At 67.8% G+C, this 25,102-nt stretch carries 20 protein-coding genes; 6 read left to right on the top strand and 14 right to left on the bottom strand.

The features are described 5' to 3' along the window. Positions 1–74: 74 nt before the first annotated feature. Positions 75–6,479 carry an Ig-like domain-containing protein gene (locus MMB92_RS18265; RefSeq protein ID WP_277562845.1) on the bottom strand — a complete coding sequence of 2,135 codons (6,405 nt, stop codon included), beginning with the start codon at positions 6,477–6,479 and terminating at the stop codon, positions 75–77. A 1,213-nt stretch (positions 6,480–7,692) separates the two neighbouring features. Here MMB92_RS18265 and MMB92_RS18260 point away from each other — a divergent pair. Both MMB92_RS18260 and MMB92_RS18255 read left to right on the top strand, forming a co-directional pair. Then, positions 7,693–8,430, top strand: coding sequence for a sulfite exporter TauE/SafE family protein (locus tag MMB92_RS18260; RefSeq protein WP_006490854.1), 738 nt, complete (start codon positions 7,693–7,695; stop codon positions 8,428–8,430). 289 nt (positions 8,431–8,719) lie between these two features. Beyond that, positions 8,720–10,099: an amino acid permease gene (locus MMB92_RS18255; protein ID WP_006490861.1), complete on the top strand. Its 1,380-nt coding sequence runs from the start codon at positions 8,720–8,722 to the stop codon at positions 10,097–10,099. Between the two features lie 33 nt (positions 10,100–10,132). On the opposite strand, the gene MMB92_RS18250 is transcribed toward MMB92_RS18255, so the two are convergent. From MMB92_RS18250 to ftrA, 5 genes are all read right to left on the bottom strand, one after another. After that, positions 10,133–10,711 carry an NnrU family protein gene (locus MMB92_RS18250; protein WP_006490860.1) on the bottom strand — a complete coding sequence of 193 codons (579 nt, stop codon included), beginning with the start codon at positions 10,709–10,711 and terminating at the stop codon, positions 10,133–10,135. 301 nt (positions 10,712–11,012) lie between these two features. Beyond that, complete coding sequence (locus tag MMB92_RS18245; protein ID WP_060211852.1) at positions 11,013–11,552, bottom strand: TfoX/Sxy family protein; 540 nt, start codon at positions 11,550–11,552, stop codon at positions 11,013–11,015. Continuing rightward, positions 11,549–12,658: a malate/lactate/ureidoglycolate dehydrogenase gene (locus MMB92_RS18240; RefSeq protein WP_006498874.1), complete on the bottom strand. Its 1,110-nt coding sequence runs from the start codon at positions 12,656–12,658 to the stop codon at positions 11,549–11,551. Before MMB92_RS18240 ends, MMB92_RS18245 begins: the two co-directional genes overlap by 4 nt. A 60-nt stretch (positions 12,659–12,718) precedes the next feature. Further along, positions 12,719–14,173, bottom strand: a complete 1,455-nt coding sequence (locus tag MMB92_RS18235; protein ID WP_006490856.1) for a M20 family metallopeptidase — start codon at positions 14,171–14,173, stop codon at positions 12,719–12,721. Between the two features lie 185 nt (positions 14,174–14,358). Then, on the bottom strand, positions 14,359–15,321 hold the full coding sequence (gene ftrA / locus MMB92_RS18230; RefSeq protein WP_006490855.1) for a transcriptional regulator FtrA: 963 nt from the start codon (positions 15,319–15,321) through the stop codon (positions 14,359–14,361). A gap of 114 nt (positions 15,322–15,435) precedes the next feature. Here ftrA and MMB92_RS18225 point away from each other — a divergent pair, with 114 nt between their 5' ends. Continuing rightward, positions 15,436–15,855 carry a rhodanese-like domain-containing protein gene (locus MMB92_RS18225; protein ID WP_060211854.1) on the top strand — a complete coding sequence of 140 codons (420 nt, stop codon included), beginning with the start codon at positions 15,436–15,438 and terminating at the stop codon, positions 15,853–15,855. Positions 15,856–15,945: 90 nt separating this feature from the next. Continuing rightward, entirely contained in the window at positions 15,946–16,272 is a 327-nt protein-coding gene (locus MMB92_RS18220) for a superinfection immunity protein (RefSeq protein WP_006490851.1), read from the top strand. 15 nt (positions 16,273–16,287) lie between these two features. Here MMB92_RS18220 and MMB92_RS18215 read toward each other — a convergent pair whose 3' ends face one another. The 8 genes from MMB92_RS18215 to MMB92_RS18180 all read right to left on the bottom strand — a co-directional run bounded on the left by MMB92_RS18215 (position 16,288) and on the right by MMB92_RS18180 (position 22,773). Then, positions 16,288–17,448 carry a cytochrome P450 gene (locus MMB92_RS18215; protein WP_125331653.1) on the bottom strand — a complete coding sequence of 387 codons (1,161 nt, stop codon included), beginning with the start codon at positions 17,446–17,448 and terminating at the stop codon, positions 16,288–16,290. A gap of 105 nt (positions 17,449–17,553) precedes the next feature. Next, entirely contained in the window at positions 17,554–17,820 is a 267-nt protein-coding gene (locus MMB92_RS18210; protein ID WP_034178596.1) for a YodC family protein, read from the bottom strand. A gap of 15 nt (positions 17,821–17,835) precedes the next feature. Further along, positions 17,836–18,066 (bottom strand): hypothetical protein, encoded by a 231-nt coding sequence (locus MMB92_RS18205; protein WP_179148637.1) that lies wholly within the window; start codon positions 18,064–18,066, stop codon positions 17,836–17,838. Positions 18,067–18,155: 89 nt separating this feature from the next. Further along, positions 18,156–19,016 (bottom strand): isocitrate lyase/phosphoenolpyruvate mutase family protein, encoded by an 861-nt coding sequence (locus tag MMB92_RS18200; RefSeq protein ID WP_196433460.1) that lies wholly within the window; start codon positions 19,014–19,016, stop codon positions 18,156–18,158. Between the two features lie 146 nt (positions 19,017–19,162). Further along, positions 19,163–20,830 carry an ankyrin repeat domain-containing protein gene (locus tag MMB92_RS18195; RefSeq protein WP_277562844.1) on the bottom strand — a complete coding sequence of 556 codons (1,668 nt, stop codon included), beginning with the start codon at positions 20,828–20,830 and terminating at the stop codon, positions 19,163–19,165. Positions 20,831–21,013: 183 nt separating this feature from the next. Next, the gene (locus MMB92_RS18190; protein ID WP_006485684.1) at positions 21,014–21,439 is read right to left on the bottom strand and encodes a GNAT family N-acetyltransferase; all 426 of its coding nucleotides are present in this window, start codon (positions 21,437–21,439) and stop codon (positions 21,014–21,016) included. Positions 21,440–21,503: 64 nt separating this feature from the next. Continuing rightward, positions 21,504–22,364 (bottom strand): MurR/RpiR family transcriptional regulator, encoded by an 861-nt coding sequence (locus MMB92_RS18185; RefSeq protein WP_277562843.1) that lies wholly within the window; start codon positions 22,362–22,364, stop codon positions 21,504–21,506. A 55-nt stretch (positions 22,365–22,419) separates the two neighbouring features. After that, positions 22,420–22,773, bottom strand: coding sequence for a NirD/YgiW/YdeI family stress tolerance protein (locus MMB92_RS18180; protein ID WP_205671870.1), 354 nt, complete (start codon positions 22,771–22,773; stop codon positions 22,420–22,422). A 234-nt stretch (positions 22,774–23,007) separates the two neighbouring features. Between MMB92_RS18180 and MMB92_RS18175 the strand changes: the two genes are divergently transcribed. Together MMB92_RS18175 and MMB92_RS18170 are read left to right on the top strand one after the other, a co-directional pair. Next, positions 23,008–23,670, top strand: coding sequence for a response regulator (locus MMB92_RS18175; protein WP_006485687.1), 663 nt, complete (start codon positions 23,008–23,010; stop codon positions 23,668–23,670). Next, positions 23,667–25,043, top strand: coding sequence for an ATP-binding protein (locus MMB92_RS18170; protein ID WP_060263829.1), 1,377 nt, complete (start codon positions 23,667–23,669; stop codon positions 25,041–25,043). Before MMB92_RS18175 ends, MMB92_RS18170 begins: the two co-directional genes overlap by 4 nt. Positions 25,044–25,102 lie beyond the last annotated feature (59 nt).

The following is a 25,102-nucleotide window of genomic DNA, read 5'->3' as shown; positions in this document are numbered from 1 at the left end:
GGGCGAGCCCGCGTCGCGATGCGAACGGGCCTGCCGTGTCGGGGAGGCAGGCCGGCCTCCCCGGGGCGCTGCGGTCAGACGATGATCTGATGGTTCGCGAGCAGGCTCTCCAGGTTGGTCGTCACGTTGTTCAGCGTGACGAGGGTTTCGGAACCGAACGCCGTCCCGGCGCCGTCGCGGTCGATGCTGATCACCGTATCGGCGCCGACGTTCGTCACCGACAGGAACTGCCCGATCGTGTCGCCCGCATCGATCGTGGGCACGCCGTCCACGTAGTGCGCGGGCCCGTCCGCGTCGGCCGTGTAGCCGACCAGCAGCTTCGACAGATCGATCTTGTCGCCGCTCGTATCGGTGGGGCCGCTTGCCAGCTGGAAGTCGGTGATGACGTCATGGCCGTTGCCGCCGGTGTTGTCCGCGCCGACGACTTCCCACAGGAACACGTCGGTGCCGGCGCCGCCCGTCAGCGTGTCGTTACCGGCGCCGCCGATCAGGATATCGTTGCCGTTGCCACCGTTCAGCGTGTCGTTGCCGGCGCCGCCGCGCAGCAGGTCATTGCCGTCGCCGCCGTTCAGCACGTCGTCGCCGCCATAGCCGTACAGTCGGTCGTTGCCGGACGTGCCCGTGACGGTGTCGCTGCCCGACGTCCCCTCGATGATCGACGCCGACTGCGTCGAGCCGAGCAGGCTCGCGTTCAGCAACTGACCGGCGGTGGCCGATGCGGACAGCCCTGTCTTGTCGGTCGCGGAGATCGTCACGCTGTCGAGCGCGCTGATGCTGATCAGCCCGCCGTTCAGCGTGATCGAACCGAGAAACTCGTTGAGCCTCAGGTTGTCGATCGGGCCGCCGTCGGTCGCCGTGATCGTCAGGTCGGACGACGGCCCGATGATGCCGAGGATCCCGGGGTTGTTGACGACGTCGAAGTGCAGCCCCAGTTCGTTCGCCAGCGCCTGGTTCGCGTTGAATTGCAGCGCGCCGAGGCCGAGCAATCCGCCGTAGTGCAGCGTCACGTGATCGAGGTTGTTGTTGTAGTCCGATGCGGAGAACGCCTGCTGCGTGCTGAAATCGATCAGGTTGAGCAGGTTCGCGCCGATGATCCCGAGCAGGTTCCCCGACGCCTGCGCCGATACGACCGGTGCGACATTCGGATCGATCGTGAAAAGCTGCGACGTCGTCGGGCCGAGGTTGCCGGCGGCATCGACCACGCGCACCGTCGCCGTGTAGTTCGCCGCGGACAACACGCCCGGCGTGTACCAGGTCCAGTTCGTGCCGTTGACGGTCGCGTTGGTCCAGTGGGCGCCGCCGTCGAGGCTGACCTGGACGACCTCGCCCGCACCGAGCGCAGCATTCAGCGTGCCGCTCAGGGTCGGGGTCGTGTCGCCGGTGATCCAGTCGTTGGGCACGCCGGTGTTGTCGGTCAGGGTCGTCAGCGTGGCCGTCGCAGTCGGTGCGGTCGTATCGACCGTGATCGCGAATGCCGTGCTCGGGGGGCTCACGTTGCCGGCCGTGTCCGTGGCGGTGACGGTCAGGCTGTGTGCGCCTTCACCCAGTGCGGTGGTCGGCGTGAACGTCCAGTTTCCGGACGGGTCGGCTGTCGTCGTGCCCAGCAACGTCGTGCCGTCATACACGCTCACCGTGCTGCCTGCTTCCGCCGTACCGGCAAGCGTCGGGGTCGTGTCGTCCGTCGTCGTGCCAGTCGTCAGCAGCCCGACGATCGAGCCGACGTCGTCGGTCACGGTGCCGATGATCGGCGCGGCCGGCGCCGTCAGGTCTGAAACCGTTACCGACGCGGACGGGCCGGTGTTGCCAACCGCGTCCGTGGCGGTCACGCCGATCACCGTGCCGATCGGCAGCGGGGTCGACGGCGTGTACGTCCACGCGCCACTCGGGTCGGCCGTCACGGTGGCGTCCGGCGTGCCGTCACCGTTCGTATCGATATTGACCGTCGCGCCCGCTTCCGCCGTACCCGACAGCGACGTACCATCGGTCGCGTTCACAGTCGGTAATGCAGGAGCCATCGTATCGACCGTCAGCTCGAAAGCCGTGCTCGGGGGGCTCACGTTGCCGGCCGTGTCCGTGGCAGTCACCGTAATCGAGTGCGCGCCCTCTCCCAAACCCGTGGTCGGCGTGAACGTCCAGTTTCCGGACGGGTCTGCTGTCGTCGTACCCAACAACGTCGTGCCGTCATAGACGCTCACCGTGCTGCCTGCTTCCGCTGTACCGGCAAGCGTCGGGGTCGTGTCGTCCGTCGTTGCGCCAGTCGTCAGCAGCCCGACGATCGAGCCAACGTCGTCCGTGACGCTAACAACGATCGGTGCCGCAGGCGCCGTCGTGTCACCCGTCACCGTCACCGAGGCAGACGGCCCCGTATTGCCCGCCGCGTCGGTAGCCGTCACGCCGATCACCGTGCCGATCGGCAGCGGGGTCGACGGCGTGTACGTCCACGCGCCGCTCGGGTCGGCTGTTACGGTGGCGTCCGGCGTGCCGTCGCCGTTCGTGTCGATGTTGACCGTTGCGCCCGCTTCGGCCGTGCCCGACAGTGACGTACCGTCGGTCGCGTTCACTGTCGGAATCGACGGAGCTGTCGTATCGATCGTCAGGTCGAAGGCCGTACTCGGAACACTCACATTGCCGGCCGTATCCGTTGCGGTGACGGTCAGGCTGTGCGCGCCCTCTCCCAAACCCGTGGTCGGCGTGAACGTCCAGTTTCCGGACGGATCTGCCGTCGTCGTGCCGAGCAACGTCGTGCCGTCATACACGCTCACTGTGCTGCCTGCTTCCGCTGTACCGCTCAATGTCGGCGTCGCGTCATCAGTACTGCCGCCGGAAATGATCGCACCAACAACAGAACCCACGTCATCCGTCACGGTGCCGATGATCGGTGCCGCAGGCGCCGTCGTGTCACCCGTCACCGTCACCGAGGCAGACGGCCCCGTATTGCCCGCCGCGTCGGTAGCCGTCACGCCGATCACCGTGCCGATCGGCAGCGGGGTCGACGGCGTGTACGTCCACGCGCCGCTCGGGTCGGCTGTTACGGTGGCGTCCGGCGTGCCGTCGCCGTTCGTGTCGATGTTGACCGTTGCGCCCGCTTCGGCCGTGCCCGACAGCGACATACCGTCGGTCGCGTTCACTGTCGGAATCGCCGGAGCCGTCGTATCGATCGTCAGGTCGAAGGCCGTGCTCGGAACACTCACATTACCAGCCGTATCCGTTGCGGTGACGGTCAGGCTGTGTGCACCCTCACCCAAACCCGTGGTCGGCGTGAACGTCCAGTTGCCGGACGGATCTGCCGTCGTCGTGCCCAGCAACGTCGTGCCGTCATACACGCTCACCGTGCTGCCTGCTTCCGCTGTACCGCTCAATGTCGGCGTCGCGTCATCAGTACTGCCGCCGGAAATGATCGCACCAACAACAGAACCCACGTCATCCGTCACGGTGCCGATGATCGGTGCCGCAGGCGCCGTCGTGTCACCCGTCACCGTTACCGAAGCAGACGGGCCCGTATTGCCCGCCGCATCGGTAGCCGTCACGCCAATCACCGTACCAGCCGGCAACGGGGTCGAGGGCGTGTACGTCCAGACGCCGCTCGGGTCGGCTGTCACGGTGGCGTCCGGCGTGCCGTCGCCGTTCGTATCGATGTTGACCGTTGCGCCCGCTTCGGCCGTGCCCGACAGCGATGTACCGTCGGTCGCGTTCACAGTCGGTAATGCAGGAGCCGTCGTATCGATCGTCAGGTCAAAGGCCGTGCTCGGGGTGCTCACATTGCCGGCCGCATCCGTTGCGGTGACGGTCAGGCTGTGTGCGCCCTCACCCAAACCCGTGGTCGGCGTGAACGTCCAGTTGCCGGACGGATCTGCCGTCGTCGTGCCCAGCAACGTCGTGCCGTCATACACGCTCACCGTGCTGCCTGCTTCCGCTGTACCGCTCAATGTCGGCGTCGCGTCATCAGTACTGCCTCCGGAAATGATCGCACCAACAACAGAGCCTACGTCGTCCGTCACCGTACCGATGACCGGCGCACCCGGTGCCGTCGTATCGCCCGTCACCGTTACCGAAGCAGACGGGCCCGTATTGCCCGCCGCATCGGTGGCCGTCACGCCGATCACCGTACCAGCCGGCAGCGGGGTCGAGGGCGTGTACGTCCAGACGCCGCTCGGGTCAGCCGTTACGGTCGCATCCGGCGTGCCGTCGCCGTTCGTATCGATGTTGACCGTCGCACCCGCTTCGGCCGTGCCCGACAGTGACGTACCGTCGGTCGCATTCACCGTCGGTAATGCAGGAGCCGTCGTATCGATCGTCAGGTCAAAGGCCGTGCTCGGAACACTCACATTGCCGGCCGTGTCCGTGGCAGTCACCGTGATCGAATGCGCGCCCTCTCCCAAACCTGTGGCCAGCGTGAACGTCCAGTTTCCGGACGGGTCGGCTGTCGTCGTACCCAGCAACGTAGTGCCGTCGTAGACGCTGACCGTGCTGCCCGCTTCCGCTGTGCCGCTCAATGTCGGCGTCGCATCATCAGTACTGCCGCCGGAAATGATCGCACCAATAACAGAGCCCACGTCGTCCGTCACGGTGCCGATGATCGGTGCCGCAGGCGCCGTCGTGTCGCCCGTCACCGTTACCGATGCAGACGGGCCCGTATTGCCCGCCGCGTCGGTAGCAGTCACGCCGATCACCGTACCCGCCGGCAGCGGAGTCGATGGTGTGTACGTCCACGCGCCGCTCGGGTCGGCTGTTACGGTGGCATCCGGCGTGCCGTCGCCGTTCGTATCGATGTTGACCGTCGCACCCGCTTCGGCCGTACCCGACAGTGACGTACCGTCGGTCGCGTTCACTGTCGGCGACGCAGGAGCGGTTATGTCGATCGTCAGATCGAAGGCCGTGCTCGGAACACTCACATTGCCGGCCGTATCCGTTGCGGTGACGGTCAGGCTGTGCGCGCCCTCTCCCAAACCCGTGGTCGGCGTGAACGTCCAGTTTCCGGACGGGTCTGCTGTCGTCGTGCCCAGCAACGTCGTGCCGTCATACACGCTAACCGTGCTGCCTGCTTCCGCTGTGCCGCTCAATGTCGGCGTCGCGTCATCAGTACTGCCTCCGGAAATGATCGCACCAACAACAGAGCCTACGTCGTCCGTCACGGTGCCGATGATCGGTGCCGCAGGCGCCGTCGTGTCGCCCGTCACCGTTACCGAAGCAGACGGGCCCGTATTGCCCGCCGCGTCCGTGGCCGTCACGCCAATCACCGTGCCAGCCGGCAGCGGGGTCGAGGGCGTGTACGTCCACGCGCCGCCGGGGTCGGCTGTTACGGTGGCATCCGGCGTGCCGTCGCCGTTCGTATCGATGTTGATCGTTGCGCCCGCTTCCGCCGTGCCCGACAGCGACGTACCGTCCGTCGCGTTCACCGTGGGCAGCGCGGGAGCCGTCGTATCGATCGTCAGCTCGAAGGCCGCGCTCGGGGTGCTCACGTTGCCGGCCGCATCCGTCGCAGTCACCGTAATCGAGTGCGCGCCCTCGCCCAAACCCGTGGTCGGCGTAAATGTCCACTTCCCGGACGAATCCGCTGTCGTCGTTCCCAGCAGCGTCGTGCCGTCATACACGCTCACCCTGCTACCCGCTTCCGCGGTACCGCCGAGCGTCGGCGTCGTATCGCTCGTCGCACCGCCGATCGTCACCGGATGTTGTGCATCGTCGCTGACGGCCGTAATCGCAGGCGTTTCCGGCACGATCGTATCCACCACGATCCCCACCGTGCTCAGCTCGCTCGTATTGCCGCTACTGTCGGTCTGCGTCACGGTGATCTGATGGGCGCCCTCCGGCAACGTACCGGGCGTGTACGACCAGCGCCCGTTCGCGTCCGCAGTCACCGCACCGATCGTCTGACCATCGACCTGGATCGTCACCGTCGTGTTCGGCTGAGCGCCCGAACCCGCGATCGTCGGCGACGCCCGCCCCGTGACGATATTGCCGTTGCCGTCGGTCGACTGCCCATCGATCGAATCGATCGCCAGTCGCGCCGGCCCGGTCGGCGTTCCTCCGCCACTGGCGCCGCTACCGCCGTCATCCCCACCGCCGCCGCTGGCCGCGGCTGCCGCAATGCCGCCGGCCGCGGCGACGCCGCCGAGTATTCCGAGCAGCGCACCGGTCGACAACCCGTCGCCGATCGGCGCATAAGTGAGCGCCGCATCGACGATGCCATCGCCGGTCGCCTGCAGTGCGGGGCCGAACTGCACAAGAAATCGCCCGTCGTCCTGAACGAAGACGAGATTGTGATGATCCGCGCCGTTCTCGAAGAACGCCTGAACGCGCACTGTTCGGCCGTCCTTGAATTCGACGACCAGGTCGTTCCCCGAACGCGCATAGTTGGCCACGTCCTCCTTGTGGGCCGACAGCAGGAAATTGGCCGGGCCTCCCGGCGACGCGACGACCTGCGAACCGTTGGCGACCGGAACATCGACGTGATTGCTCAAGACCGACGAGGAAACCATTGCCCGACTCCTTGTAGATGGATGTGACAAAACCTGGCCCGTCGATGACAGGCAAACGTTCAACCAAACAGGCGCGACGGAGCACGACGCGAATTCGCGCCGCTGCAAACCGGGTATCCGGCTCGTGCGGGACGCAACGAGCCGCTAGCCCGCCCGAGGCGGCCTATGCCGGAAAAGGAAAAATGGAGCCGGGGCTGCTACGGAATCAGGGATGAGTCCAGACGGCCGGAACAGCCGTTCGCCCTGCGTGCCGGGAAATGGCCCAATACAACGCGCCAGTCCGACGGACATACGTGTTTGATGGCCCTCGCGCCGCGGGTGTTGTCCACGCGGCGATTTTTTGTTTGATATTGGATCTGCATTTCTACCGCCCTCGCCATATTAGTTATTTCCTTTTATCGCGAATCATCAACAATTCGCTTGATCAGGGCGAATTGCCGCGGTGCACCATCACTCTCTCTATGTACCGCTCGTGCCTGCGTTTAGATTACACCGGTCTTTCACGTACATGATTGCACTCCACTGGCACTTTTACAAATATTTTCAGCCTTTCTTTCGCATATTTCCCGCCGCTTATAAAAACATAAACAATTGTCTGGATTGGTTCACCTTATTCGCTGTCGTGGCAATGAGTCATCGCGATGCGGGTTATCCCCGAAAGCACCGCTCGAAACCGAATGTTTTCGGCCCAGCCGGTGCGACAAGGCGTATGCACGCACGCTCGCACCCAACGCTGCAGGGTGAAAAATGAAATCGAACCTCACCATGCAACTATATTGAGATCGAGCATTTCGACGCGTCGGATCCTGCCAAAAACCTCTTCGACGACAAGGATTTTCGCGAGACGCTTCTCTCTTCCCGACATTCACTCAAAACTTCCGACATCCGGGCGCTTCCGACCCCAGCATCCGTTTCTGCATGGATGCCCGGAATCCAATTCAACCTTCACCGCAACCCTGTCCGCTCATACCAAAAAACCCGTCTCCCGAAAACCACACCCGATGAATCCAGAAACGAAATAAACGACCTGGTCTTTATTAATTGAATCGTCGCCGCAGACAATCGATGCTCATTTCGTCCGCGTCCTGGCCGCCATCGGCACGCCGCGTATCGTGCGTGCATCGGCCGCGGTCCTGAATTACCATCGTGCATCCCCGCCCGGCAAGCCTGGCCGTTCGCGGTTCAAGGTCGGAATATCCCGGATCAATCGATCGTGCTCGCCCTCATCATCCTCGCCGGCCTGTGGGCCGGCCTGCAGAACGCTCTCGCCGGCGGCGGCTCGTTCGTCACGCTGCCCGCGCTGATCGTGTCGGGGATGTCGCCGCTCGCGGCCAACATCACGTCGACGGTCGCACTGTTCCCCGGCCAGGTCACGACGGGCTGGGCGAGCCGGAACATGGTGAGCGGCGTGGGCAGGCTGCCGTTTCGCGCGCTGTTCGCGATCAGCGTGGTCGGCGGCGCGCTCGGCGGGCTGCTGTTGCTGAAGACGCCTTCGTCGATCTTCTCGCGCCTCGTCCCGTGGCTCGTGCTGTTCGCGACGATCGTGTTCGCATGGGGCAGCTTCTTTCGCAAGCCGGGCGCGGGCACGCAACATCTCGGCCCAGTCGCGGCCGGGGCCTCGCAGTTCCTGATCGCGATCTACGGCGGCTACTTCGGCGGCGGCATCGGGTTCCTGATGATGGCCGCGCTGACGATGGCCGGCCTGCCGCCGCGTCGCGCGATGTCGACCAAGAACGCGCTCGCGGGCGTGATGAATGCGTCGGCGGTCGTGCTGTTCCTCACCTCGCCGCACCTTCACTGGCGCGCGGCGATCGCACTCGGCGGCGGCGCCATCGTCGGCGGCCTGCTCGGCGCATGGGCGCTGCATCGCGTCAACGAACGCGTGCTGCGAATCGCGATCGTCTGCATCGGCGTGCTGCTGACCATCGGGTTGTTCGTCAAACCGATCTGACTCACGCCCACGCCTGCCGCGATCGCGGCAATTGATGAGCAAACCGCAAGACGTCTTTCGCATATCTCGTTTGCCGTCGCGGCGGTGTCCGCCGACAATCCGGTTTGTCGCCATCATCGCCCTCTCGCGGGCACCGACCGGCACACCGTGGCCGCCATTTCGATTCACCGCCGGCGGCCCCGCACATCGCGTCACACACGCTCCCTCGACATCGGCGCCCCGCGGCGGCAGAACGCTTGCCGCCGCGCCGCCCGATACGTTCCCGGCCAACAATAACTAGAGGTAGGAGATGCAGGACAACTCGTTGAGGCAAAGCCTCAAGCAACGGCACATCACGATGATCGCGCTCGGCGGCGTGATCGGCGCGGGCCTGTTCGTCGGCTCCGGCGCGATCATCGCAACGGCCGGCCCCGCGGCGATCCTGTCGTACCTGATCGGCGGCGTGATCGTCACGCTGGTCATGTTCATGCTCGGCGAAATGGCGTCCCGCAATCCCGACAGCGGATCGTTCTCCACGTATGCGAGCAGCTATCTCGGCGAATGGGCCGGCTTCGCGGTCGGCTGGCTGTACTGGTTCAAGTCGATGATGACGATCACCGTCGAAGCGATCCTGCTCGGCGCGATCCTCCACGATTTCCTGCCGTGGCTGCCGATCTGGGGCGGCGCGCTGTTCATGCTCGTCACGCTGATCGCGAGCAACGCGTATTCGGTGCGCTCGTTCGGTGAAGCCGAATACTGGCTGTCGTTCGCGAAGGTCGCGACGATCATCGTGTTCATGGCGCTCGGCGCGTCGATCCTGCTCGGCTTCCAGCCGCGCATTCCCGCGCCGGGGCTCGTGAACCTCACGGATCACGGCGGCTTCATGCCGAACGGCATCTCGCCCGTGCTCGCCGGCGTGATGGTCGTGATCTTCTCGCTCGGCGGCAGCGAGATCGCGGCAGTAGCGGCGGGCGAATCGGAAAACCCGAGCAGGAACGTGATCCGCGCGATCAAGAGCGTGATCGTGCGCGTGATGGTGTTCTACGTCGGTTCGGTGTCGATCCTGATCCTGTGCATGCCGTGGACCGACAAGGCCAACCTGAAATCGCCGTACGTATCGCTGTTCGGCATGGCAGGCTTCACGGAGGCCGCCGTCGCGATGAAGATCGTGCTGTTCGTGTCGTTCATGTCGGTGATGAACTCGTTCCTGTTCTCGAACTCGCGCATGCTGTTCTCGCTGAGCCAGCGCGGCCACGCGCCGGCGGTGTTCGGCCGCACCAACGCGAAGGGCGTGCCGATGAACGCGCTCGTGCTGTGCCTCGCGATCTGCGTGTCGATCCTCGGCATTCACTTCGTGAGCGGCGGCGACCTGTTCCTGATGCTCGCGAAGAGCAGCGGCGCGTTCGTGATGATCGTGTGGATCTTCATCATCGTCGCGCACTTCGCGATGCGCCGGCAGACGAAGCACGAGCAACGCGACCCGACGGCGTTCCGCGCGTGGTTCTATCCGGTATCGAACTGGGTCGCGCTGCTGGCGCTGGTCGCCGTGCTGGGGTCGCAGGCGTTCAACCCGGATTCGCGCTTCCAGTTCTGGTTCACGGTGCTGACGGCGCTCGCGATCGTCGCGGCGTACTTCCTGCGGCGCAAGCAGCCGTCGTTCGGGCAGGCCGCCGGCGCGAAGGGGCGTTGACCGGCGGGAGGCCGACCGGCGTGCGCGTTCCGTTCAGCCGAACGGCCGCACGCCGATCAGCGGGCCGTGCAGGAACAGCGCGAACACGGCCCAGGCGACGAGCCCGGCCGCCACGGTTGCGAGGTCGCCGGCCAGCCCGCCGGCCGGATAGCGGACACCGTCGCTGCGATCCCGCGCACGCGACACGACGAAATCGACGATCGACCACACGAAGAACGCACCGAACAGCACAACCGCATGCACGGTGCCGTTCACGAGCAGGTGCGCCACCGCCCACACCATCACGCCGGCCAGCATCGGATGCCCGACGAGCGTCTTGATCCGGTTGCGCGGCACGTAGGACGCGGCGATCAGCACGAATGCGACCGCGGTCAGCATGCCCGTCAGGTGGCGCACGCCGACCGGCGACACCCACAGCAACGTCGCGCCCGCGCGGGCGATCCCGTACCCCCAGATGATCAGCACGAAGCCGACGATCGACGCGATCGCGTAGCCGCCCTTCCAGCCTTTCTCGCCGATCCGATCGATCGTCGCGGACCGCCAGCCGTCGGCGACGATCCGGACCGAGTGCACACCGAGGAAGATCGCTAAACCGAGAATCAGGACGAGCATCGGCTGTCTCCGTCTGGAATGATGAGTGGGGAAGCGTGCCGCGCGGCGTACGGTGCGCCGTTCGCGGGCCGGTGGCGAGGCCGGCGCGGGTCGCGCGACGCACGGGCGCAACCCGCGCCGATCATAAACGTCGGGGCCGCCGTTGTGAAGCACGCAGGATGTGCGGTGCGTCACGCTCGATGCGTTCATGCGCCGGATCGCGCGGGCCAGTCGCCCGCGCGGCGTGCTGGTCGGCCGCGACGAGGCGGTCTGAAAGAAAGGAAAGCGAACCTTGCGAGGCTGTCGCGCCGCGCAGCCGGTATTACGTCTGCTTGCGCTTCGCTGCCGGTTTCGGTGCCGGCGCGGATGATGATTTCGATGCCGGTTTCGCTTTCTGCGCCGACGCCGGTTTCGATGCGGATTTCGCCGCTGGCGTGGATGCCTTTTTGGGCGCCGGTTTCGCTGCAGGCTTCGGCGCCGCCCTCGATCCCGTCTTCGACACCGCCCGCGCCTTGCGCTTCGGCGGCCCGGCCAGCAGCGCCGCGCGATACGCGCTGCGGCACCAGTCGAACAGCGCGCCCGCATCCTCGAGCACGTCGGCCGGCGTTTCGTAATAGCCCTCGAGCGAGACGGTGCGCGTGGGCCGCGCATACGAGAACGGCCCCATCCCCGCCGCGACGAACGCCGGGCGATTCACGTCGTCGACACGCAGGAACAGCGACCCGCGCGACAGGAAGCCGAACATCACGCCGTCGAGCCGCAAGGCCGCCCCGCTGAAGAACCGTGCTACGGCGATCGTACCGAGCGGCGCAAGCTGATACGCAATTTCCTCGCCGTGCGCCTTCTCCGCCTGCCAGCTCATGCGGACGCCTCGCAGCGCTGCGTCCACGCATCGAATTCGGCCGCGTCGACCCCGACGGCCGCCGCGCTCTCGCGAATCTGCCGCCACGTTGCGCGGTCGACCGGAATCCCGGCCGTGCCGCGTGCGGCGCGGCTCGCCTCTTCCGGCTCGCCGGGCACCTGCACCGGCGCATCGCCGGCCCGCGGCGACGCCTTCGCCCACGCGACGAACGCATCGGCTTCGCGTTCGGCATCGGCCGCGTCGAACGCGTTCGGATCGATCAGCACCGACAGCATCCCGTTGACGATCGCGCTCGTCTTCTGCAGCGTATCGCCGTACGTCGTATGCCCGCCCACCAGCGCGCCGCCGAAGATCTCGCACATCGCCGCGAGCGCATAGCCCTTGTGCAGCCCGAACGGCAGCAGCGCGCCGAACGGCTGCTCGTGCATCACGGCCGGATCGTCGGTCGGCTGGCCGCGATGGTCGATGAGCGACCCGGCCGGCACGCGCTTGCCCTGGTTGTACGCGACACGCGTCTTGCCGTACGCGATCGCGCTCGTCGCGAAATCGAGCAGCAACGGCGGCTTGCCCGCCCGCGGATACGCGGCGCAGAACGGATTCGTGCCGAAACGCGGATCGGTGCCGTGCAGCGGCGCGACCAGCAGGTCGCCCGGCACGTTGACGAAATGGAACGACACGAGCCCGGCGCGCGCGCACTGCTCGGCCCAGTGCCCGATGCGGCCGAGGTGATGAACGTCGCGCAGCCCGATCGCGCAGATGCCCATGCGCCGCGCGCGCTCGATTCCTTCGACCATCGCCTCGAACGCGATCACCTGGCCGAAGCCGCGCCCGCCGTCGATCGTCAGCACCGCGCCGCCGTCGCGCACGATCGACGCGTGCCCGTTCAACTGCAACTGCCCTTCGCGCCACGACGCGACGTAATTCGGGATCATCCCGATCCCGTGCGAATCGTGGCCCGCGAGATTCGCGCCGACCAGGTGATCGGCGACCAGCGTCGCCTCGCGCGGGTGGCTGCCGGCCCGTTCCCAGAGTGCCGCGACGAAGGCATGCAGCGGTTCGGCGCGCATGCGCAGCGGTTCGGTATCGGGCGTCGGCAGTGCGGTCATCGGCAACACTCCATCAAGGCGGTTCGGGTCGGGCAATCGGTACGTCGAACGTTGCGCCGATCAGCGCGCGGTCGCGATCACGTCGGCAACGGCCGCGGTGAGCTTCTTCGCATACGGTACGTGCAGGAACTCGTTCGGGCCGTGCGCGTTCGACTTCGGCCCGAGCACGCCGCACACCATGAATTGCGCTGCGGGGAAGCCTTCCTGCAGCACGTTCATCAGCGGGATCGTGCCGCCGAGGCCCATGTACGCGCAGTCGGCGCCGAAGTGGCGGCGCGACGCGGCGTCGAGCGACGACGCGAGCCACGGCGCGAGATCCGGCGCGCTCCAGCCCGTCGCGGCGCCGGCGTCCGGCTTGAACGTGACCTTCGCGTTGTACGGCGGATCGAGTTCGAGCAATTCCTTGAGCTGCTGGACGGCCTGCGCGGCGTCGACGAGCGGCGGCAGCCGCAGCGACAGCTTGAATGCGGTGCGCGGACGCAGCACGTTGCCCGCATCGGCGAGCGCCGGCATGCCGGCCGCACCCGTCACCGACAGCGACGGACGCCACGTCGAATTCAGCAGCGCCTCGCGCGGATCGGTCGTGGTCGGCAGCACGGGCTTGCCATCCTGGCCGCACGCCCACGGCAGCCCCTTCCACACCGTGTCGCCGAGAATCGCGGCAGCGGCCTCGGCTTCGCGCACGCGGCTCGACGGAATCTCGCAATGGAACACGCCCGGCAGCAGGTTGCCGTTCTTCGCGTCTTCGAGGCGCTCGAACAGCTGGCGCATCACGCGGAAGCTCGACGGCGCGATGCCGCCGTAGACACCCGAGTGGACGCCTTCTTCCAGCACCTCGACCTGCAGGTCGCCGGACACGAGGCCGCGCAGCGACGTGGTGAGCCACATCTGGTCGTAGTTGCCGGCGCCCGAATCGAGGCACACGACGAGCGACACCTGACCGAGCCGGTCGCGCAATGCGTCGACGTACGGCAGCAGGTCGTAGCTGCCCGACTCCTCGCACGTCTCGATCAGGCCGACGCAGCGCGGCCGCTCGATGCCCTGCTCGTCGAGCGCGCCGAGCGCCGCGAGGCTTGCGTAGATCGCATAGCCGTCGTCCGCGCCGCCGCGGCCGTACAGCTTGCCGTTCTCGAACTTCGGCGTCCACGGGCCGAGGTCCGCGCGCCAGCCGTCGAATTCGGGCTGCTTGTCGAGGTGGCCGTACAGCAGGATCGTGTCGGTGCTGCCCGAGCGCGTGGCCGGAGACTCGAAGAAGATCACCGGCGTGCGGCCCGGCAGGCGCACGATTTCGAGCTTCAGGCCCTTCACCGGCTGCCGTTCGGCCCACTGCGCGGCATCGGTGACGACGCGCTCGAGATATCCGCGTTTCGCCCAGTCGGGGTCGAATGCGGGGCTCTTCGCGGGAATCGCGATGTAGTCGGTCAGGGCGTGGAGGATTTCATCGTTCCACTTGCGCTCGATGAAGGTAACGAGCTTGTCATGGTCGAGGACGGGGGTAGTGTCGACGGAAGTCATGGTGGGGGTGCCTGGATCGGGCTGACGAAAACCCAGATCATACGCCGATGCGCCCCCGCCGGCGCCCCTCCTGGCCGTTCAGACAGCGTTCGGAAATGCGTCGCGCAGCCCGGCCGCGCGGGTGAGCGCATCGTGCCGCAGGGACGGCTTTTCATCGTCGCGCGAGCGCTCCGGCCCGACACCCGCTACGTGCCGCCCCGATCCATCCCGCGCCGGTACGCGGCCGGGCTCGTCGCCGCGACGCGCCGGAAATGCCGGCGCAGCGACTCCTCGGAACCGAACCCGGCGCGCGCCGCGACCTGTGCGAGCGGCAGTGCCGGCTGCGCCTCGAGCATGTCCTTCGCGACGTTCACGCGCTCGCGGATCAGCCACGCCAGCGGCGACATCCCCGTCGCATCGGAGAACTGACGCTGCAGCGTGCGCGTGCTCATCGCGGCCTGCGCGGCGAGCGACGCGAGCGTGTGCGGCTCGGCCGCATGCGCGCGCATCCAGTCGATCAGCTTGGCGAGCCGGTCGGTGCCGCCCGGTGCGACCGGACGCGGCACGAACTGCGCCTGGCCGCCGTCGCGATGCGGCGGCAGCACGAGACGCTGCGCGACGCGGTTCGCGATCGCGCCGCCATGATCGCGGCGCACGAGATGCAGCAGCATGTCGAGCCCCGCCGCCGAGCCGGCCGACGTGACGATCTGCCCTTCGTCGACGTACAGCGCATCGGGATTCACGCGCAGCGCCGGATAACGGGCCTGCAGGCGTTCCGCATACCGCCAGTGAGTCGTCACGGTGAGGCCGTCGAGCACGCCGGCCGCCGCGAGCACGAACACGCCCGAACAGATCGAGCAGAGCCGCGCGCCGCGCCGGTGCGCGGCCCGCAGCTTCTTCAGCAACGGCTCGGGCGGCAATTCGTCCGGATCGCGCCAGCCGGGAATCACGATGGTGTCCGCGCGATCGAGCGTCGCGAGCCGGTAGGGCGCGGCAACGGTAATGCCGCCCGCCGCGCGCACCGGCCCCGGCTCGCTCGCGCATACCGCGAAGCGATACCAGTCGACGCCGAGTTCGGGGCGCTCGAGCGCGAACAGTTCGACCACGCAGCCGAATTCGAACGTGCAGAGCCGATCGTAGGCGAGCGCGACGACGAGATGATTGTGCATGGCGCGATGTTACCGGAACTTGTCGATCGCGCCACTGCCGCGACCCGCGCCGAACCGCGATACTGCCCTTCATTGCGGCGCATTTCGTGCCCGTTCAACCCGGAGAGCCTGACCATGTCCCACGTCACCGACGTCCCCGCCGCCGACAGCCCCGCCGCCCTCGCGCATTTCGAGGCCTCGCTGCGCTTCGAGACCGATTGCTGGGACGTGCACGACGCGTTCGCATCCGGCACGCCCGATTTCGTGCTGCTCGACGTGCGCGGCCCCGACCAGTTCGCCGCCGGCCACGTGCCCGGCGCGCGCAACCTGCCGCACCGCAAGATCGTCGAAAGCAAGCTCGCCGGCTACCCGGCCGACACGCTGTTCGTCGTCTACTGCGCGGGGCCGCACTGCAACGGCGCCGCCCGCGCGGCGATCCGGCTCGCGCGCCTCGGCCGCCCGGTCAAGCTGATGATCGGCGGCGTGACGGGCTGGCTCGACGAAGGTTTCGCACTGAGCAACGACGTGCAGCCGACCGACGTCGAAGCCGCCTGATCGTCACTAAAAGCGCAACAATCAATTGCCTGCACACGAACGGAAAAAGCGCGACAATCAACCTCATTGCAGTTCGGACGGAGCAGCACCATGCATGATGCAGTCCTGATTCAAGTGGCCGGTTCAGTCGCGGCGATCGCGCTCTATTTCCTGCCGGCCGTCATTGCCGACCGGCGCGGCCGGCACGACAAGCTGACGATCGCGATGTTCAACGCCCTGTTCGCGTGGACAGGCATCGGCTGGCTGATGACGCTGTACTGGGCGTGCCAGCCGAACCCGCGCACCGACGTCGCGCAGACGATCCTCGCGAAGCGCCGCGGCATCAGCATGCGGACTTTTTCGACCGGCCTCGTCGAACGCGTGCAACGCCGTGTCGCCGCCCAGGAGCAATGGGCGGAAAAACAAGGCTGCCGGTAGGTTCCTCTTTCCCCTTCACCGACTCGCGTCGAACTTCGGCATCCTGACGTTGGTCGACGCGCGGTAATCCCACTTCAGTGCGTCACGCGGCGGCCAGCCGCCCGCGTGCAACCGCGCCGCGAATGCCCCCGCCGTGACCGCCCGTGCGATTCGCTCGCCCGGACATCCATGCGGCCCCGTGCCGAAGCCGAAATTCGGCCCCGCCGTGCGGCCGGGCATCAGCCGGTGCGGCTCGCGATGCACGGCCGGATCGCGATTCGCCGCCGCCAGCACGACGAGGATCGCGTCGCCGGCTTCGACGCTCACGCCTTCGATCGTCGTGCGTGCCGCGACGAAGCGGCGCGTGTTCTGTACCGGTGAATCGAAACGCCCGACTTCGGCGACGAATGCGTCGATCGCGGCGGCGTCCGGCACCTCGCCTGCTTCGCCGTTCCACGCCACGAGTGCATTGCCGAGCCATGCAGCGGTCGCCTCGCATGTCTGCGACAGCAACCCGACGAGATTCGCGACCAGCGCGCCGCCCGCCTGCCAGCCCGACGCGCGGGCCGCTTGCTGCACCGCGGCGACCAGCGTGCCGTCCTGCGCATGCGACTGCGCGACGCGTTCCGTCATCCGGTCGAGCAGTTGTCGCGCCGCGTCGCTCGCGCGCGCCAGCGCCGCGGCATCCGACAGCGGCGACAGTGCCGCGACGAACTCGACGACCCGCGCCGCGATGTCGTCGAGCTGGGTTTCGTCGAAGCCGAGCAGCTCGGCAACCGCGCACACGGGCACCGTCATGCACCACGCGTTCAGCGCGTCGGCATCGCCGGACGCGGACAACCGCCGCGCGGCAATCGCCTCGGCGCGATCGCGCAGCGCGGCCGGGTCGAGCGGCGCGAACGCCGCACGCAACGCCTGCTTCGGTACGTCGTGTCGCGATGCACCCTCGTTCATGCGTACCAGCTCGCCGAACAGCGCGCCGGCCGTCGTGCCGCGCAACGCGGGCGGCACCGGCGCGTCGAGCGGGCGCACGCGGCAGGCCGGGTCGCCGAGCACGGCCGTCACGGCCGTCGCGCGGCTCGCGACCCACAGGCCGAGCGTGGCATCGAACGCGAGCGGCGGCCCGTTGACGAGCGCGGCGTAATAGGGATAGGGATCGCGGTGCGTGACCGCGGCAATGGGATCGGTCGGGTTCATGCGCTCAGTATCGGCGCAGTGCGCCGCCGCATGTTTCGGGATGGCGTGAAATGTCGCGGTACGAACGGCGAGCGACGAGTCACGGCATGGCTGAGGCGGCCGGTGTCAGGCCGCCGATCGGTCGCGGTGCGACTGCATGCGCAGCCGGACCCGCCCGGCCGAAATCGCGCGCGGTTCGGGCACCACCGTGTCGTGATGGAACATTTCCTGCCGGAATTCGCCGCTTTCGTCGAACCACTGGCAGATCAGCCAGTCGCCGTCGTCGAACACGACCGGCCCGGCATACGTGACGGTCATGCGCGGGCCGCCCGTTTTAAGCGTCACGACATCGCCCACGCGAAACCTCATGCGGTGATTTTCTCGGATCGTCATCGCTCTCTCAGCTTTTTATATATTGAATATATTGATATTCCCGGCGGCGCACTGACCGGCCATTGGAACGTGCCGCAGATTATCAATCAAAAAATCATCCAGCAACTGCCGCGCGCGGCAACGCTCTGAACAATAACCTGCAACAATGCGCGGGATCGTCACGCCTGACGGCCCGCCGGGCGTCAGGCGCGGCACGCCGGCTGTGGCCGAACAGGCGGAATGCGGAGAATAGACGATGATTTTCACGTCGTCATCGACGATTAATTCGGACGCGAAACTGGTTGATTATTGTCAATCAATGTTTCGCCGTAAACGATTCCGGCTTTTATTGGGGCTCATTCGTCGAACAAAATCGGCGAATTATCGGGCGCCGCAAACCAGCGGTTGATATCGCGCCCCGGCACGGCCGCCTGGGTAAAGGTGAAGGTGCCGTCGCGCCTCATCTCCGTCGTCGCGCGCAGGAACGCGCCGAGCGCGGCCCGCGCCAGCGCGCCGCCGACGCTGACACGCTTCACGCCGAGCGCCGCCAGTTCGTCGAGGCTCAGCAGCCCGCCCTGCAGGCCCATGACGACATTGACCGGCGCGCCGACCGCCCGCGTCACCGCCGCGATCTCGTCGGCGTCGGTGATGCCGGGCGCATACAGCACGTCGGCGCCGGCGTCGCGATAGGCGACGAGCCGCGCGATCGTGTCGTCGAGGTCGCGGCGGCCGTGCAGGTAGTTTTCGCAGCGGGCCGTCAGCGTGAACGGAAACGGCAGCGCGCGCGCCGCGTCGACGGCCGCCGCGATGCGCTCGACCGACGCGTCGCGCGCATAGATCGGCGTATCGGCGCGGCCGGTCGCATCCTCGATCGAGCCACCGACCGCGCCGGCTTCGGCCGCCAGCCGGATCGTTTCGGCCACCGTGCCGGGCGCGTCGCCGAAGCCGTTCTCGAGATCGGCGCTCACCGGCAGGCCCCCCGCGGCGACGAGATCGGCGATGTGATCGAGCATCGCGTCGCGGTCGATCGCGTTGTCGGGCTGCCCTTTCGAAAACGCGTAGCCGGCGCTGGTCGTGGCGAGCGCCTCGAAGCCGGCCATCGCGAGCAGGCGCGCGGTGCCGGCGTCCCACGGGTTCGGGATGATGAACGCGCCGGGGCGCGTATGCAGCGCACGGAAAGCTTCGGCGTGGCGGGCTTGCAGGTCGGAACGGATCATCGCGAACTCCAGGGACAGTGTTGACGGGTGAGCTTACGCCGGTCGTGCACGCGACGTTTCAGCTTTCGTCGAAATGTCGTCGCGCAACAGGAAGAATGCGGCCCAACGCCGAATGCAGGCCACCCCGCGCGGCCGCCCGCGTCGGTTCACGTCGATACGGGCCGCCCGCCGTCGCTGCCGAGCAACACGTCGGTGACGGCCTCGGAGAACCGCATCGCGCGACCGTCGATCAGCACGCCGTCCGGATTCGACGGATCGCGCACCGCTGGCGGCACGCCATACGCAAGCAGCACGCGCGCGCAAGCCTCCCAGTCGGCCTCACCAGCTCCCTCCGGTTCGTTGACCGACGCCCACGACAACGTACCGAGCGCGTCGCTGCCGAACCCGTGCAGGTCGCGCCAGCCTGCACCGTGCGCGAGCAAAAACGCCAGCAGTTCCGCATCGCCGCGGAACACCGCGTGATTCAGCGCGCTCGCGTCCCAGTCGCCGCCGCGCGCGTCGATCGGCCAGCCCAGCTCGACCATCACCTTCACCGCATCGCGCGAACCCCATGCGGCGGCGTCCGGCAGCAACCGCAGCCGGTCGTCGGACAGCGCACCGGGCAGGTCGCGATGACGCGCCTGGATGCGCCGTGCGTCGTCGGCATCGGCGCGCGCGCACGCCGACACGAACGCGTCTTGCGCATCGAGCGCCTCCTCCGCGCCGGCCGCGCGCAACAGCGCCGCGACATCGGACGATCCGGTCTGCATCGCGAGCCGGTACGCGCTGACGCCCGCGGCGGTCCGCGCGTGGGGATCGGCGCCGGCCGCCAGCAGCGCGGCGACGTGGCGCGCCGGGCAACGCACGGCGATCGCGCGCAGCAACGGCGCGCCCCACGTCCTGGTCGGCCCCTCGCCGGCCGGTTCGTTCGGATCGCCGCCATGCGCGAGCAGCAGTTCGAGCGCGGTCGCGTCCGGCACGTCGAGCGCGCGTCGCAACGCATTCGTCCCGCCCACCCGTGCGCCGTGCTCGAGCAGCAGCCGCGTGCACGCCGGGTTCTCCACGGAGTGATACAGCGATTCGCCGTCGTTCGGATCGGCGCCGGCTTCCAGCAGCATCGCGGTGAGCGCCGGATCGCGCTGGACGCCGGCGGCGCCATAGAGCGCCGACAGCGGCGCCGACGCATCGGGCGCGGCGAGCGAGGCCGGCGGATACCGGTTGCCGATCCGCTGGTTCGGATCAGCGCCCGCATCGAGTAGATGACGCGCGCACGCACGCAACCTCGCCGCGAATTCGGGAAGCTGCCCGAGCCGCGAATGCGTGACGGCGACGAGCGGCGGCAGCTTCAGCGCCCCGCCGGCGCGCGCGATCCAGCCGGGATCGGCGGCCAGCGCGGCCTTCACCGCGTCGAGATCGCCGGCCGCACACGCGATGGTCGGGTCCGCCGAAACGAGATCGGGATGATCGAGCAGCAATTGCGCGGCGACGCGCGGCCGGGCCGCGTCGAAGCCGCCCGTCACGTCGGCGCCGTAAGCCAGCTCGAGCCAGCGGCGGATCAGCAGCGGCCGCGGTTCCCGCGTGAGCGCATGGGTTTCGACGAACACGCCGAGATCGGCCCACGAAGCAAAACCGTACTCGCGCGCGATGCAGGACTGCGCGTCGTGCAGGCGCAGCCCGAGCGCGAGCGTTTCGTCGTGCGTGCGATTCGCGGCGGCGGGCAGCGACTCGACGAAGCGCGCGACGGCATCGGCGTCACCCTGCCGGTACAGGCGCAACAACGCCTTGGCCTGCTTTTTCAGATGATCGGGATGGGCGTTGGGAGGCAGCTTTTTCATGCGGATCCTCGTGCATGGATGGCCGAAGGTCCGCAATACCGCCAGCACAAAGGATGGGGAAAGACCGGATTTGCCGCGACAGGTGGGTTGAACCCTTTCCGCGGACCCGGAAGCGACCTGCATCGCTGTCCGGTATCGTAGGCGACGGCCGCCGGCAACGTCAATCGTGCCGCGCGGCGGCGCTCAGCCCGCGAGCTTCTTCGTCAGGAAAATGCGGCTGTGCCCGACCGGATAATCGGGCAGCTCGCCGAAGCGGACATAGCCGCGCTTCTCGTAGAACGGTCGCGCCTGGAAGTCGAACGTGTCGAGCCACGCGCTGTGGCAGCCGCGCGCGACGGCCTCCTGTTCGGCCAGGTCCATGATGCGCGTGCCGGCACCCTGGCCGCGCGCGGCCTCGGGCACGACCAGCAGGTCGACGTGCAGCCAGCCGAACGCCGTGCCGCCCCACAGGCCGCCGACCACCGCGCCGGCCTCGTCGGTCACGATCACGGCCAGCGGCCGGAAGTCGACCGGGCCGGCCTGGCTTTCGTTGAAGCGGATGAGCGGCGCGACGATCTGCTTGCGCACCGCCGCGTCGCCCGCGTCGGTCACTGCGTAGGTCAACGTCATCGAGTTGCGTCGGGTCGTGAATGAAAGTGATGCGAGAGGGCTGAAACTGCCCGTGCCGCGCCCGTCAAACGACGTACGCGCCCTTCGCGTGCAGTTCCGCTTCGGTCCGCTCGAGCGCCGCGATCGCATCGCTGCCTTCGAGCGCCAGCAACTGCGCGACCAGCGCCTCGGCCATCGCATGCGCGGCCACCAGCGACGGAAAGAACGACGGGCTGTCGTGCGTGAAGATCAGTTGCGCGTCCGCGTGCAGCGCGATCGGCGACACGGCGCTGTCGGTGATCGCGACGATCCGGCTGCCCTGCGCCTTCGCGGCCTGCGCGACGCGCGTCGCTTCGGCCGAATACGGCGCGAAGCTGACGATCACGGTCACGCTCTGCTTCGCGATCGTCCGCAGTTCCATTTCGAGCGACCCGGCGACGCCGTTCAGCAGCGACACGGTCGGCCGGAACAGCCGGTAGCCGTAGACGAAACCGAACGCGACCGGATAGCACGAGCGAAACCCCGCCACGTGCACATGCGATGCCTTGCGGATCAGCTTTGCCGCATCCGCGAGCGCATGCTCGTTCTGCGCGGCGGTCGCCGACAGGTTGTGCTGCTGCGCGGCGAGCAGGTCGTGTGCGAGCGACGCCTTCGCGTCGGGCCGCACGAGCGAGCGCGCACGCTGCGTGAGCGGCTCGGGCCGCGTACGCACGCGCGCGACGCACAGGTCGCGCAGCTCGTTCCAGCCGGGAAAGCCGAATTGCTGCGCGAGCCGCACGAGCGACGCAGGCTGCACCTGCGCGCGCTGTGCGACCTTACGCATCGACGACGTGGCGACGTCGTCGGGATGATCGAGCAGGAAGGCGGCGCCCGCCTGGAATTGCGGGCTCAGCTCGGAAAATTGCGCCCGGATCCGGGACGCGAGTTCGTCGAAATTGGCGGCCATCTTGATGGGAACGGGAACCGGTCGTCCATGGTATCACCGGCCCCGCGCGCATCGGTCAGCGCAGCACTTCGACGTGATCGGCGTCGACCTTCACGCGGCCCGACCATTTGCGCTCGAATTCGCCGGTCAGCTTCACCTCGTTCTTGTCGCTGACGGGCTGGCCCGCCGCCCACAGCTTGTGGTCGATCTCGACACGGATCGTGCCGGTGGCGTCGGCGAACTCGTAGTCCTCGCCGCCGACGTGCTTGACGATGCGCCCCTGCAACTGCACGTGCTGGTCATCCCGGCCGTTGGCGAGCAGTTCCTTCACGGTGGTCGTGGTCAGCGCGGACGGCCCCGTGTATTGCGCGTAGACGGCGGCGGGCAGCGCGACGAGCGCGACCGCCAGAATTCTGGCCAGATGTTTCATGATCGTGGTCCTCTTCTTCGATGTGGCGCCGCGCTCCGTTGAACGCGACGGCGCCAGATTACGGACCGTAAGATTAAGCAAACCTGAAGGGCATCCCGAAGTGACACGGTGCCGCATTGGACGAGTACGAAAACCGCGCGGCGCCCTGCGCGCATTTAAGCTTGGTCTAAGACGCGTGCGCTTATCATGGGAATCCCGGGCGCCGCGGCGCCCCGTTTGAAGAGACACGAATTCATGCGCGTACTGCTCGTCGAGGACGATCCGCTGATCGGCAGCGGGCTCGAACAGGGCCTCAAACAGGAAGGCTTCGCGGTCGACTGGGTGAAGGACGGCGACGCCGCGTCGCTCGCGCTGCGCGCGACCGGCTACGGATTGCTGCTGCTCGATCTCGGGCTGCCGAACCGCGACGGCCTGTCGGTGCTCGCCGCGCTGCGCCGCCGCGACGAAAACCTGCCCGCGATCATCATCACCGCGCGCGACGGCGTGCCGGACCGCATCGCCGGCCTCGACAGCGGCGCGGACGACTATCTCGTCAAGCCGTTCGAGCTCGACGAGCTGCTCGCCCGCATTCGCGCGGTCAGCCGCCGCCATGCGGGTCGCGCGCAGACGACGCTCGCGATCGGCCCGCTGCGGCTCGATCCCGTCAAGCACCTCGTCTGGCTCGACGGTGACGAAGTCCCGCTGTCGCCGAAGGAATTCGTACTGCTGCACGAGTTGATGCGCGAACCGGGCGCGGTGATTTCGCGCGAGCAGTTCGAGGAACGGCTGTACAGCTGGGGCGAGGAAATCGAGAGCAACGCGGTGCAGGTGCATATCCACAACCTGCGCAAGAAACTCGGCCACGACATGATCCGCACGGTGCGCGGCGTCGGCTACCGGATCGGTGACGGCACGTGACGCGCATGGAACGCGCGGTCGCGCGCTGGCGCAACGCGTCGCTGCGGCGGCGCCTGCTGACGTGGCTGCTGCCGGCCGCGTGCGTGATCGGCCTGGTCGCGAGTGCCGGCACCTACTGGGGCGCGCTGCGCGAACTCGACGACCTGCTCGACGACCAGATGCGCAGCATGTCGAAACAGATCGTGGTCGGCCCGAACGGCGAGCTGTCGTTCAGCAACCATGCCAAAGGCAAGCACGGCTTCGAAGCGAGCGACCCCGACGCGGTGCTGCTGCAGGTGTGGCGCAACGGCACGCTCGTGTATTCGACCGATCGCGACTCGAAGCTGCCGCCGCCCGCGCAGCAGGGCATCGCGAGCGTCGACGTCGGCGGCCAGCCGTGGCGCACCTATGTGACCGAGCGCGGCGGCACGACGATCCGGCTCGCGCAGGCGCGGCATGCGCGCTGGGAAGCGATCGCGGGCATCGCCGTCCACCTGCTGTGGCCCGTGTTCTCGATGCTGCCGCTGCTCGCGCTCGGCCTGTGGTTCGGCATCGGCGCGGGGCTGCGGCCGCTGCGGGCGATCGCGTCCGGCCTGAAACGCAGGAATGCGAACAACCTCGAACCGGTCGACGTCGCGTCGATGCCGAACGAGGTCCGCCCGCTCGCCGAAGCGATCAACGACCTGCTCGCGCGCCTCGACCGCTCGTTCACGCTGCAGCGGCACTTCATCGCCGATGCCGCGCACGAGCTGCGCACGCCGATCATGGGGCTGTCGATCCAGTCGCAACTGCTGCGGCGCGCGGCGACGGCCGAGGAACGCGAGCACATCCTCGCGCAGATCCATGCGGGCACGACCCGCCTCGGCCACCTCGCCGAACAGTTGCTGACGCTCGCGCGCCTCGAACCCGATGCGCAGGCGGTCGTCTCCGCATCGGCGCCGGTCGATCTCGCCGCGCTGTGCCGCTCGGTGGTGTCCGATCGCGCACGCGTCGCCGACGCGCACCGGATCGATCTCGGCGCGATCGTCGACGTGCCGGTGATGGCCGCGGGCAATGCCGACACGCTGCGCGTGCTGCTGAACAATCTCGTCGACAACGCGATCCGCTATGCAGGCGAAGGCGCGCGCGTCGACGTGTCGGCGCGCGTCGACGGCACGACGCCCGTGCTCGAAGTCGCGGACGACGGCCCCGGCATTCCGGAAGCCGAGCGCGCCGACGTGTGGGAACGCTTCTATCGCGGCGAAGGCGCACAGGCCGCCACGTCGTCGGGCAGCGGGCTCGGGCTGTCGATCGTCAAGCGGATCGCCGAACAGCATCGCGCGACCGTCTCGCTGGGCACCACCCGCGGCGGACGCGGGCTGACCGTCACGGTGCGCTTCCCGCTGCCGGCCTGATGCGCGGGCGGCCGAAGGCTTGTCCACAGATAATGTTGGCAAGCTTGTGGACAACCTTC

Origin of the sequence: Burkholderia sp. IO2 (genome assembly GCF_029522185.1) — a bacterium.
GTDB classification, from domain to species: Bacteria; Pseudomonadota; Gammaproteobacteria; order Burkholderiales; family Burkholderiaceae; genus Burkholderia; species Burkholderia cenocepacia.
This window is presented reverse-complemented; position numbering and strand designations above follow the sequence as displayed.

Bases quoted from the DNA above. Each gene is read 5' to 3' on its own strand.
- MMB92_RS18250 (WP_006490860.1), bottom strand. From the start codon at position 10,711: ATGCTCGTCCTGATTCTCGGTTTAGCGATCTTCCTCGGTGTGCACTCG.
- MMB92_RS18265 (WP_277562845.1), bottom strand. From the start codon at position 6,479: ATGGTTTCCTCGTCGGTCTTGAGCAATCACGTCGATGTTCCGGTCGCC.
- MMB92_RS18175 (WP_006485687.1), top strand. From the start codon at position 23,008: ATGCGCGTACTGCTCGTCGAGGACGATCCGCTGATCGGCAGCGGGCTC.
- MMB92_RS18200 (WP_196433460.1), bottom strand. From the start codon at position 19,016: ATGATCCGTTCCGACCTGCAAGCCCGCCACGCCGAAGCTTTCCGTGCG.
- MMB92_RS18210 (WP_034178596.1), bottom strand. From the start codon at position 17,820: ATGACGATCCGAGAAAATCACCGCATGAGGTTTCGCGTGGGCGATGTC.
- ftrA (WP_006490855.1), bottom strand. From the start codon at position 15,321: ATGCACAATCATCTCGTCGTCGCGCTCGCCTACGATCGGCTCTGCACG.
- MMB92_RS18240 (WP_006498874.1), bottom strand. From the start codon at position 12,658: ATGACCGCACTGCCGACGCCCGATACCGAACCGCTGCGCATGCGCGCC.
- MMB92_RS18215 (WP_125331653.1), bottom strand. From the start codon at position 17,448: ATGAACCCGACCGATCCCATTGCCGCGGTCACGCACCGCGATCCCTAT.
- MMB92_RS18245 (WP_060211852.1), bottom strand. From the start codon at position 11,552: ATGAGCTGGCAGGCGGAGAAGGCGCACGGCGAGGAAATTGCGTATCAG.
- MMB92_RS18185 (WP_277562843.1), bottom strand. From the start codon at position 22,364: ATGGCCGCCAATTTCGACGAACTCGCGTCCCGGATCCGGGCGCAATTT.
- MMB92_RS18220 (WP_006490851.1), top strand. From the start codon at position 15,946: ATGCATGATGCAGTCCTGATTCAAGTGGCCGGTTCAGTCGCGGCGATC.
- MMB92_RS18195 (WP_277562844.1), bottom strand. From the start codon at position 20,830: ATGAAAAAGCTGCCTCCCAACGCCCATCCCGATCATCTGAAAAAGCAG.
- MMB92_RS18190 (WP_006485684.1), bottom strand. From the start codon at position 21,439: ATGACGTTGACCTACGCAGTGACCGACGCGGGCGACGCGGCGGTGCGC.
- MMB92_RS18255 (WP_006490861.1), top strand. From the start codon at position 8,720: ATGCAGGACAACTCGTTGAGGCAAAGCCTCAAGCAACGGCACATCACG.
- MMB92_RS18225 (WP_060211854.1), top strand. From the start codon at position 15,436: ATGTCCCACGTCACCGACGTCCCCGCCGCCGACAGCCCCGCCGCCCTC.
- MMB92_RS18235 (WP_006490856.1), bottom strand. From the start codon at position 14,173: ATGACTTCCGTCGACACTACCCCCGTCCTCGACCATGACAAGCTCGTT.
- MMB92_RS18180 (WP_205671870.1), bottom strand. From the start codon at position 22,773: ATGAAACATCTGGCCAGAATTCTGGCGGTCGCGCTCGTCGCGCTGCCC.